This window comes from Actinomycetospora sp. (assembly GCF_055612215.1).
On the sequence record NZ_JBVPVA010001166.1, the window covers coordinates 1 to 10,644 of the forward strand.

A 10,644-nucleotide genomic window follows, 5' to 3' on the forward strand; every position below is an offset into this window, starting at 1 on the left:
CCGTGGTCGCGCAGCGTGGTGGCCTCCTGCCACACGCGGCGGTCGAACGGCACCGAGAGGTTCTCGACGAGGATGAGCGCTCTGCCGGGCAAGATCCTGGGTCCGTCCTGTCGGGGCCGGGGCCGGGCGATCCGATCGGCGACCGGTCGGGTCGGGTGACCACGGTAGCGATGCCGTACCGAGTCGCCTCGGGGTGCCCGCCATCGCCGGTCCGGGGACGGACGGCAGGCCGATCGTGAGACGTTCGGCGACCGGTCCGGGTTGCGTCACGCCGGCCAGGACGCACCACACCGCGCGCGGCCACGAAAGCCCTCGTCGTGTCCTTCGATCGGCGGTATGTGCGGTTCTCCGAGTGCGACCCCCCGCGCGATGACGTACCACGGACGGGTCGATTAGCCTGCTCAGGTCGCGTCGTCGGTCGCGGCAGGTGACGAGGAGGGAAGAGTCGATGACGACGGTGCACTCCAACCCGGGGTTCGACGACGCCGCCCGACGGGAGCACCTCTACCGCGGCGACGTGATGGTGTATGGCGCGTCCCCGGCCACGCTCGCGCTGGTGCAGTTCACCCGTGACCTCGTGGAGTCCGCGTTCGGGTCGCTCGACCCGCGCACGGCGCAGGACTCGATGCCGGTCGAGGAGTTCGCGGCGCTGCTGTCCGACCTCAAGCCGCGGTTCATCCACCACCCGCGCTGCAAGGAGCTCCTGCCGCAGATCCTCGTCGAGCGCGGCTGTGACCCCGAGCGCACCTACTTCGACGTGCCGCGCCTGCGGACCTCGACCTCGGACGGCTACCTGACCACCGGGATCGCGTTCGCGTTCCACCCACACCGGGACACCTGGTACTCCGCGCCGATGTGCCAGACGAACTGGTGGATGCCGGTCTACCCCGTCAGCGCCGACAACGTGATGGCCTTCCACCCGAAGTACATGACGCAGGGCGTGCGGAACGGGTCCCGCCGGTACGACTACGCCGAGTGGAACCGCACCAGCCGGTTCGCCGCGGCGTCGCAGATCGGGAAGGACACCCGCGACCAGCCCACTCCGGAGGAGCCGGTCGAGCTCGACCCGCAGGTGCGCGTCGTGCCCGAGGTCGGCGGGATGATGGTGTTCTCGGGCAACCAGCTGCACTCGTCGGTGCCGAACACGTCCGGGTTCACGCGCTTCTCGATCGACTTCCGGGTCGTCGACATCGACGACGTCGAGGCCGGGCGCGGCTCGCGCAACGTCGACTCGGAGTGCTCCGGGACGACGCTGCGGGACTTCCGGCGCTGCTCGGACCTCGCCGCGATGCCCGAGGAGCTGGCGGCGCGGTACGACGGGGTGAACGTCCCGGACGTCCCCGTCCGCGTCTGAGCCCTGCCCGTCAGCGGCGTCGGGGGGCGGCCCGGAGGCGCAGCGCGGGCGCCACCGGACGGCCCTCGAACAGGCCCGCGGTGGAGCCGAGCTCGATCGCCTTGCGGTAGGTCGGGAGCGCGTCGGAGACGGCCTGGACGGTCCGGTCGACGTCGGCGTCGGTGTGCGCTGCCGAGATCACGAAGGACTGGCCCAGCACGCCGCCCTTGAGCATCTCGCTGAGGAAGAGCGTGCGGTACTCCTGCGACGGCTGCCCGGACGCGTCGCGCGTCAGGAACACCAGGCAGTTCGGGTGCCCCGCGACCTCGAGGTGATCGCGCATCCCCGCCTCCTCGATGACGGCGTTGGCGCCCTCGGCGAGCCGCGTCCCCTGGCGTCGCATCGTCGCGACCGGGTCGGTGGTGCGGTAGGCCTCGACCACCGCGCGGAAGGCGGCCAGCCCGACGGTCTCCGGACCGTTGGTCGTCGAGAGCAGGAACACCCGGTCGGCGTCGGTGTTCAGACCCCCGAGCTCCATCAGCTCGCGCTTCCCGGCGAGCGCCGCGATCGCGAAGCCGTTGCCCATCGCCTTGCCCCACGTGGAGAGGTCCGGCACCACGCCGTACGCCTCCTGCGCTCCGCCGGTCGCCCAGCGGAACCCAGTGATCATCTCGTCGAACACCAGCACGGTGCCCTCCGCGGTGCACAGCTCGCGCAGCCCCTCGAGGAAGCCGGGCGCCGGCGCCACCGTCCCCGTCGCCGCCTCGGTGAACACCGCCGCGATGCGGCCCGGGTACCGCGCGTACAGCGCGCGGAGCGAGTCGAGGTCGTTGTAGGTGAACCGGACCGTCGCGTCGCGGACGTCGGCGGGGATGCCGGCCGTCATCGCCGTGGTGCCGATGAACCAGTCGTCCGTGGAGAAGAACGGCTGGCTCGCGACCGCCACCATGTCGCGTCCCGTGGCCGCCCGCGCGAGCTTGAGGGCCGCCGTCGTGGCGTCCGACCCGTTCTTCGCGAACTTCACCATGTCCGCGCCGGCCACCACGGACACGAAGTCCTCCGCGGCCTCCAGCTCGAGCCTGGTCGGACGGGTGAAGCTGACGCCGCGGGAGAGGACCTCGCGCACGGCGTCGGCCACCGGGGCGTAGGCGTGCCCGAGGGTCACCGCCCGCAGTCCCATGCCGTACTCGACGAACTCGTTGCCGTCCACGTCCCAGACCCGCGCGCCGAGCCCCCGCTCGAGGACCGGGGCCATGCCCTCGGGGTACTGGTCGTCGCCGCGGGCGTAGGTGTGGGCCCCACCCGGCACGACCTCGTGCAGGCGGTTCGCGAGCTCGGTCGAACGCGCGAATCCCGGGACGGGGTTCTCCATCTGCTGCCACCTCCGGCGGAACGGGTCCTTCGATCCGGGCGTGCCCGCAGGCGCCCGTGCGGCGCGTCCGGCGCTGGACGACCCTCGCTCTCGTCTCATCGTCCCCGATCGGTGCGGTCCGGGTCGCGGGCGCCCCGGTCCGGGTGCCACCCGCGTTCCCGGCGGCGGTCGTGGACGTCCGGGAGACGCCCGGTGCTCCCGCGAGGTTGTCCCGGCCCCGCGTGGCACGGCTCGCAGGGCGGGCGACGACCGTCCGTGACCACCGGGCGGCCGTCGGTCGGCGCCGGGTCGTCCCGTCCGCCCCGATCGACGGCTCGGGGCTACGGCCGGGTGGAGGGGCCGGCCGGCGTCGGCGCTCCGATCGTGCCCGGTCGGCCCAGCGGACGTCCCCCGGGCGAGGTGGCTCGGACGGCCTCAGGACGATGGGCGGCATGGCGGAGCCTGGTTCCCGCGTCGCGGGCAGTGAGAGCAGCGGGCCGGAGGAGACCGGTCACGGCACCGGGACGGCGCCGCCGGCCGCGCGTCCGCGCCGGGTCGTCGCGCTGCGGACCACGTCGGGCCCCTCGCGGGTGGTGGCGCCGGCCTGGGCGCACGGGTCGTCGCCCTCGGACGCGGCGCCGGGATGGGCGGTCGACCCCGACGTCGTCGAGGAGCCCGACGACGCGGCCGACGGCGGTGGGTGGAGCGCGGCGCGCGCGTCCTCGGCGTCGGCGCTCGCGGAGTCGGTGTTCCCGTTCGGCGCGGAGCTGCCCTTCGAGCCGGACCCGGAGGCAGCGGCGTTCCTCAACGCCCCCCGGCGTCCGCTGAGCTTCTACGTGGCGCCCTTCGGGACCCCGCCATTCGGCAACGCCCCGGCCGGGCAGCGCTCGGTCTTCGGCGGCCCGGCCGAGGGCGAGCCCGCGGGGAACGCGCGCCGCGGGGCCGTGGGGCAGCCGGCGTGGGGGCCGGCCTACCCGGCCGGGGCCTGAGGGCCCTGCGCCCGCGCCGCCGGGTGGGCGCCGGGCGGGCGTGACAGGCTCGGGGGGTGCTGGGCGAGGCGGAGATCGGGTCGCTCGACGCCGTCGTCGACCGCTTCACCACCTCGCTGCACGCCGCCGGCCCCTACCGCCCCCCGCACGCGGGGGACGGGCCCGCCGTCGACGGTCTCGTCGCCGCCGTCCTGGCCGCCAGCGGTGCGGGTGGGGCTCCCGGGCTCGTGGCGGCCGCCGCGGCCGCCGGGTTCGGGGTGCACGACGTGGGCGGGCGCCGGCTGCTCGTCAGCGACCCGCGGACGGCACGGTCGTGGGGGCTCGTCGTGCTGCCCGCCGTCGTCGGGGAGCGGGCGCCGCAGGTCGTCGTCGAGATCCCGCACCCGCACTCCGACCTGCGCACCGAGCGGGTCGGGCTCGGCGTCCTGGACCGGCTCGACGCGGCGTTGCTGCTCCAGGCCGGGGCGCACCGCCACGCGGGCGCGCCGGCGTGGGCGCGGCGCCGGGCCGACTTCCCCGCCGACGTCTCCCACCGCCCGGACTCGGTGTTCGCCCGGCTCGCCGCGGGGATCGTCGCCGCCCGCGGCACGCCGCAGGTCCAGATCCACGGCTGCGCGGACCGCGAGGGGTTCGACGTCGTGGCGTCGTCCGGGGCCGCGCCGGGCACCGCGCTGCTGGATGAGGTCACGCGCGGGCTGCGCGCGGCGGAGGAGCGGGTGCGCGGGGGTGGTGAGCCGGGCTGCGAGGCGCTGTCGGGCACCCGCAACGTCCAGGGCCGCCTGGCCGCGCGCCTCGGGACGCCGTTCGTGCACCTGGAGCTCTGCCGGTCGCTGCGCGCGGACCCGCGGCGGCGCGAGTCCGTGGCGCGGGTGGTGGCCGACGCGGTCGCCGCGACCGGGAGCACGACCGGCTGAGGTCGGTCCCTACGATCGGTGCGCATGAGCAACCGGCTCCTCGTGCTCGGCTGGCACAACATCGACCCGACGCCGGGGTTCCCGGACCCGCCCGGGGTCGGCCGGCTGGGCTTCGCGAAGCAGCTGCGCACGCTCGCGCGGTTCGCGACGGTGCTGCCGCTGCAGGAGGCGTTGCGGCGCATCGAGGCGGGGGAGCCGCTGCCCCCGCGCGCGGTGGTGCTCACCTTCGACGACGGCTACCTGGACAACCTCGAGCTCGGCGTGCCGATGCTCGCCCAGCACGGCTTCCCGGCCACGTTCTTCCTGGTCCCGGGCTTCCTGTCGGGGACGGTCGGCGCGTGGTGGGAGGACCTGTCCGGGGCGTTCGAGCGGGCGCGGGCGTCGCGGCTGACCTTCGCCGGGGTGACCCACGACCTGTCGACCCCGGCGTCGCGCCAGGTCGCGCACGACGCGGTGCGCGCGACGGTGAAGAAGCTCGACCACGCGAGCCGGGTGGCCGAGGTGGCGCGCGTGTCCGAGGAGCTGGAGCCGGCGCCGATCGCGGCGGGCGACGGGCTCTTCATGGACTGGGGCGGGGCGAAGTCGCTGCTGGCGGCGGGGCACGAGGTCGGGTCGCACACCGTGTCGCACGCGATCCTCGAGCGCGAGACCGAAGCGGGGCAGCTCACCGAGCTGGCGGACTCGCGCCGGGAGCTGGAGTCCGGCCTCGGCATCTCGGTGGACACGCTCGCCTTCCCCAACGGCGCGGCCGCGGACTACTCGGCGACCACGACGCGCCTGGTGTCCGAGCTCGGCTACCGGTGTGCGGTGACCACGCGGGCCGGGCTGGCGGGTCGGTCGGACTCGCCCTACGAGATGCGGCGGGTGATCCTCACGCCGACGACCGACCTGCCGAGCGTGGCGTCGAAGGGGTGGCGGAAGGCGCGGACGATGGTCGGCCGGCGGGTCTCGTCGTTGTCCCGCCGCTGAGTTCCGGCCGGTCCCGGGAGTGCCAGGCCCTGGAGTGCCAGCGGAGCGTCGACGCTTGCACCCAGTGGCAGTGAAGCCCCGTCGTCGACGCCGGATCAGGCCCGTGCGGCCACGTCCGGACGCCACGTGACCCGGGCCGGGGGTAGCGCCGCGGCGATGCGCTGGGCGTCCAGGACGTCCTGGAGGAGGCCGTCCGGGTCGGTCCGGACCCGGCCGGGGCGGATGCCGAGCACGTGGAGGCCGGCCGAGCGGTAGGACCGGTGCTGCCGCTCGGTGAGCGCCACCTGCTCCGGGGTCGCGAAGTGCTGCTCGACCGAGTCGACCGGCACCACGAGGCCGATCTCCTCGTCGTAGACGTCGGCGATGCCGAGGAACGTCCCGTGCTCGTCGAACAGGGCGACGTTGAAGAGCACCGGGTCGAGCTCCGGCTGGGACAGCCACCACTCGCGCACGTCGAACTCGGCCGCCGAGCGAACTCCGCCCCTGATCCCGCGGAGCACCTTGCGAGGCGTGGCCGACCCCTTGCGACAACCGCGCTCGAGTTCGTCCTCGAGGGTCTCCTTGAGGACCATCCGCCGTTGCACCGGCTCGGTCAGGATCGCTGCGATGTCGGACTCGTCGCGGAGTCGGCGCACGGCGTCGAGGACGCAGCGCTCGATCGGGGCGACGGGCAGCCCGGCCCGGACGAGCGGTGGGCTCGGCAGGCGCTCCGTCCGCTCGACGACGATGTTCCGCACGCTGCGCACCTGCCGCGCCTCGGGGATGAGGACGTGGACGTGCGCCGGCAGCTCGCCCCGACGCAGCCCGAGGGCCCGGGCGGCGTCCAGGCCGGTGATCATCGAGCCGGGGCCCGCGTGCAGGAGAGCTGCCCGTAGGAGCTGACGGCGGGTGGGGATCCCGTTGCTCAGGAGGACCGTCGCCGGGGCGAGGAGCTGCCACGGCCCGTTCGCGCGACACCGTCGGTAGACCGTGCTCTCCGACATGCCGATCTGCACGAGCACCCGCGTCTCGATCACATCGTCGACGGCGAAGGAGCTCACGTACGCGAGGTCGAGAGTCCATCTGTTGTGTCGCACGTGCCCACGGTGGCGCGACTCCCGCTCGGGAATGGTGCGGCGCCGACCTCGCTGTGGACGAGGAGGCGTTCCTGCAGGGGTGTGGACACACGGCTACGGCGGACGCACCATCCATCGGTACGTCCGCCGTAGCAACGCCTTGCTCGCCATCTCATCGACGACGGGGCTTTACTGCCACTGGTTGCAAGCGTCGACGCTTCGCTGGCACTCCTGGGGCAATTCCGAGGCCCGGGTCGGCACCCCCGGAGCCCCGAACTCAGTGACGAATGCGGAAGATGCCCCAGGCCAGCTGGCCGGACTTCCCGCCGTTGACCCAGTTCCGCAGGCCGGTCTTCATGTTGGAGATGTACTCGTCGGAGATCTTCCCGGCGAACGCCTGCTCCGCCTTCTCGAGTTCCTCGAGCACCCGGCCGTAGTGCGTCGTCAGCTGGTCCGTGTGGTCCTCGAACGAATAGTCCGTGAACCCGTGCCGGGCGAACTCCTCGCGGTAGAACCCCGGGGAGCCGAGGCTGTCCAGGTGCAGGCGCGCCAGGATCGGCGTGAGCTCGGAGACGTCGGCGCCGTCGGCGGCCATCGGGTCGGTGAACACGACCTGCCCGGTGGGCACCAGGACCCGCTGAATCTCCGACACGATCGTCGAGCGCTCGCCGGAGTGCAGGAACGCGTCCTGCGACCAGACGAGGTCGTAGGCGTTGTCCTGGATCGGCATGTTCTCGAACGAGCCGTCGACGACGTCGACGAGGTGGTCGAGACCCTGCTCGCGGGTCTTCTCCCGGTTCCGCTCGTTCTCGACCTCGGACAGGTTCAGGCAGGTCACCCGGCACCCGAACTTCCGCGCGAGGTGCCGCGCCGCGCCGCCGTAGCCGGCGCCCATGTCGAGCACCCGCGTGTCGGCGGTGATGCCGGCGGTCTCGGCCATCCGCTCGACGGTGCGCGCCGAGGCGGGCGCGATCGGCTCGTCGGGGGTCTCGTAGAGCCCGACGTGGATGTCCTCGCCGCCCCAGACCTCGTGGTAGAAGGTGTCGGCGTCGGCGGAGTTGTAGTAGTCGCGGGCGGTGTGGACCGCCGTCGAGTACGAGTCGGCCAGTTCTTCGTCGGTGCGGTACGTCTTCTCGGCCACGTGGATCCAGAAGTCGGGGGTGTCCTCGCCGTAGGTGTCCTGGAAGTCGCCATAGGTGTCGATCTTCTGGAACCCGACCTCGCGCATGAGGCGCCGCACGTACTCCTTGCGCAGCGGGAACATGTTCAGGTGGTACACGGAACCGTCGTCGTGGAACGTGTACCGGAAGCGCGCGAGGCCGTCGTCGAGGTACTCGGGCTCGGCGGTGACGGTGTCACCGCTGTAGTAGTACTTGTGCTTCGAGGAGAAGCCGTCGTCCAGGATCGAGTCGTAGTTGCGCTGATCGAGGATGAGGACGCCGTCGTGCGAGAGCATGGCGTAGAACTCGGCGAGCGCCTTGCGGCGGTCACGCTCCGAGAACAGGTGCGTGAACGAGTTGCCGAGGCAGATGATCGCGTCGTACTCGCCGTGGACGTCGCGGTTGAGCCAGCGCCAGTCGGCCTGGACGACCCGCAGGACGTGCCCGCGCTCCCGGCCGTTGGCGAACGCCTTGGCGAGCATCTCGGCGCTGCCGTCGGCGGACACGGTCTCGAACCCGGCCTCGAGCAGCTGGACCGAGTTGAACCCGGTGCCGGTCGCGACGTCGAGGACCTTCTCCACGCCGCGGGCGCGGAGCTGGTCGATGAAGAACGTGCCCTCGCTGGCGGCCCGTCCCTCCCAACCGATGTAGTCGTCCCACTTGTCGACGAATCCCTTGATGTACTCGTCCTTGTAGTGGTTCGTGTCGCGGACCTCGACGGGGTTCTCGCCGAACTCCTGGTGTACATCGGCCTCGGAGTACTCGGGGTCGAGGCCAGCCGCGGTGTCGGGGCTCCGGTCTGCGGCTGTCGTCATCTGGGGTTTCCCTCCGGACGTCGGTGGTGACCTTCCGGGGAGAAGACGTTAGGGCGGCCCGGGGTCCCTGAACACCACGGCTGGTGACGCTCCGCGTCTACATCGGTTCAGTAGGTCCACTCGGAATGCCGTGCGCAGCCGGATAGGCGCAGATGGGGGCGGGGGTCGGGCGCGCGTCCGCGAGGTTGCCGACGCGTGACGAGATACCGGTCACGTTAGGCGGACCGGCGTATCGGGGACCTTCGTGTTTCGTGCCCGCGTCAGCCGGTGGGCTCCACGATGACCTTCCGGTTCGCCGACGCGGGCCCCGGGAGCTGCTTGCGGTCCGGGCCGATGTCGTTGACGTAACCGGGGAACTGGCTCCCGACCCCCTTCGTGGTGATCTGGTCGGCGGACGCCCCGAGCTCGACCAGGAGCGCCTTCACCGCCTCCGCGCGCTGCGTGGAGAGGTCGACCTGACTCGCCGTCGTCCCCGCCCGCGCGCTCGTGCCGGTCAGGGCCAGCCGCCGCGTCGGGCCCTGCTTGAGGAAGTCGGCGAAGGGCGCGAGCACCCCGCGGGCGGCGCCCCGGTCGCGGAACTCGGCGGTGTCCGGCTGGAACCCGACCGACCCGTCGTCGGGCAGCGCGGTGGCCTTGCCCGGCGTGATCGTGGGCGGCGGGGGCACCGTCACGGTGCTCACCGGCGGCACGTCGGAGGGTGCGTCCCCGGACCGCGGCTCGTCGACGACGGCGACGCACGCCGCGCCGGACGCCTGCGCGATCCCCTTCCAGAGGTTCACCAGCTCGGTGCGCTGCGCGGTGTCGAGCGGGGGCTGCGGGGCGGCGGTGTCGCCGAGGCCGGAGAGCACGACGGTGGCCCCCGACAGGTTCGGCAGCGCCTGGTGGTCGCGCAGGAACGCGACGGTGTCCGCCACGGGCGCGTCGAGCAGGCCCTGCTGGCGGAAGTCCAGCGGCGCGACCGTCGAGAGCCCGGAGTCGACGAGCACGACGGTGCCCGGCCGGCTGCCCTGCACCGACCGCGCGGCCAGGCCCAGCGCGCCGAGCACGTCCACCTCGGGGGACTGCGCGCGGACACCCGAGACGGCCTTGCCGAGGCCGGACAGGAACGCGTTCTGGTCGTCCTGCGCGGCGATCGCGTTGCCGGCGTCGGTGCGGTAGGTGTCGCTACCCGCCACGGTGGGGCGCCCGTCGACGTCCACGACGGTGAACTTCGGCTGGACCTTCTGGTCGGCGGCGCCGGCGACGACGGAGATCGCGGCCTGCTGCACCGACGACGGCAGCCCCGGCTCCGGGCTGTTCGCCCGGCCGGAGACCGCCAGCGCCATCGGACCGACCGGCACCGGGCAGCTCAGCGGGGCCCCGCCGCCGCCCGAGGCGCCGCCGGCGGCGTCGTCCCCCGACGAGCAGGCGCCCAGCGCCAGCAGGGCGGCGGCGGCCAGGGCGACCCCCGCGCCGGCCCGCCGTCCGCGGCCTGTCCGCGGGCGCGCCGCCCCGGCGAGAGGGGCGGCGGTCCGGGTCCTCACGGATGGTCTCCGTTCGTGGTCGTCGGGGGACGGGGGTGCGCGGACCCGTTCGGGGCGGCGGCCGGCTGCGGCGGGCGCGGGTCCGACCGGGTGGGCCGGCTCGACGACCGCGTCGGTGGCGCGGCCTCGCGGCCCGGCTCGGTCGCCCGGGCCGGGGTGAACTCGGGGTACGGGGCGGAGTTGCGGAGCCCGTCGGTCACCGACGGGTTCTGCTTGCGGGAGGCCATGAGGCTGCGGGCGTAGTTCTGCAGCTCGAGCATCTCGGCGGCGACCTGCTGGCGGGCCGCGACCCAGCGCTGCTCCTCCCGGTCGCGCTCGTTCTCCTGCTGGCGCAGGGCCTCCCGCGAGCGCTCCAGCTCGGCGCGGCTGCCCCGCTCGGCGGTGGTCGCCTCCCCGAGCCGCCGCTCCGCCCGGCGCAGGGCGCCGGCGACCGGGTTGAACGACACGAAGGTCGCCACCATCGCCGCGACCCCGCTGGCGAGGAAGAGCGCCCCGAACAGGACGGCGGGCAGCACGGCCGAGAGCTCGAGCCCGC

9 protein-coding genes are annotated in these 10,644 nt (G+C 73.7%); 4 read left to right on the forward strand and 5 right to left on the reverse strand.

Annotated features, from left to right (window positions below; all coding sequences use genetic code 11):
- Nucleotides 1–448 precede the first annotated feature (448 nt).
- Nucleotides 449–1,354: a phytanoyl-CoA dioxygenase family protein gene (locus AC0CYZ_RS31365; RefSeq protein WP_472222134.1), complete on the forward strand. Its 906-nt coding sequence runs from the start codon at nt 449–451 to the stop codon at nt 1,352–1,354.
- A 10-nt stretch (nt 1,355–1,364) separates the two neighbouring features.
- Here the strand turns inward: AC0CYZ_RS31365 and AC0CYZ_RS31370 are convergent, their stop codons facing one another.
- On the reverse strand, nt 1,365–2,705 hold the full coding sequence (locus AC0CYZ_RS31370) for a glutamate-1-semialdehyde 2,1-aminomutase (protein WP_472222135.1): 1,341 nt from the start codon (nt 2,703–2,705) through the stop codon (nt 1,365–1,367).
- 431 nt (nt 2,706–3,136) lie between these two features.
- Between AC0CYZ_RS31370 and AC0CYZ_RS31375 the strand changes: the two genes are divergently transcribed.
- Genes AC0CYZ_RS31375 through AC0CYZ_RS31385 form a run of 3 tightly spaced genes read left to right on the forward strand, consistent with a single transcriptional unit; the run spans nt 3,137 to nt 5,556 of the window.
- Nucleotides 3,137–3,673 (forward strand): hypothetical protein, encoded by a 537-nt coding sequence (locus tag AC0CYZ_RS31375; protein ID WP_472222136.1) that lies wholly within the window; start codon nt 3,137–3,139, stop codon nt 3,671–3,673.
- A 56-nt stretch (nt 3,674–3,729) separates the two neighbouring features.
- The gene (locus tag AC0CYZ_RS31380; RefSeq protein WP_472222138.1) at nt 3,730–4,587 is read left to right on the forward strand and encodes a hypothetical protein; all 858 of its coding nucleotides are present in this window, start codon (nt 3,730–3,732) and stop codon (nt 4,585–4,587) included.
- Between the two features lie 24 nt (nt 4,588–4,611).
- Nucleotides 4,612–5,556, forward strand: a complete 945-nt coding sequence (locus AC0CYZ_RS31385; RefSeq protein ID WP_472222140.1) for a polysaccharide deacetylase family protein — start codon at nt 4,612–4,614, stop codon at nt 5,554–5,556.
- 95 nt (nt 5,557–5,651) lie between these two features.
- Here AC0CYZ_RS31385 and AC0CYZ_RS31390 read toward each other — a convergent pair whose 3' ends face one another.
- From AC0CYZ_RS31390 to AC0CYZ_RS31405, 4 genes are all read right to left on the reverse strand, one after another.
- Nucleotides 5,652–6,596, reverse strand: a complete 945-nt coding sequence (locus AC0CYZ_RS31390; RefSeq protein ID WP_472222142.1) for a hypothetical protein — start codon at nt 6,594–6,596, stop codon at nt 5,652–5,654.
- 292 nt (nt 6,597–6,888) lie between these two features.
- Nucleotides 6,889–8,586 carry a glycine/sarcosine N-methyltransferase gene (locus AC0CYZ_RS31395; RefSeq protein WP_472222144.1) on the reverse strand — a complete coding sequence of 566 codons (1,698 nt, stop codon included), beginning with the start codon at nt 8,584–8,586 and terminating at the stop codon, nt 6,889–6,891.
- Nucleotides 8,587–8,846: 260 nt separating this feature from the next.
- Nucleotides 8,847–10,109, reverse strand: coding sequence for an OmpA family protein (locus AC0CYZ_RS31400; RefSeq protein WP_472222146.1), 1,263 nt, complete (start codon nt 10,107–10,109; stop codon nt 8,847–8,849).
- A partial coding sequence (locus tag AC0CYZ_RS31405) for a hypothetical protein (RefSeq protein ID WP_472222148.1) occupies nt 10,106–10,644 on the reverse strand: 539 nt, incomplete at its 5' end. The genes AC0CYZ_RS31400 and AC0CYZ_RS31405, both read right to left, overlap by 4 nt.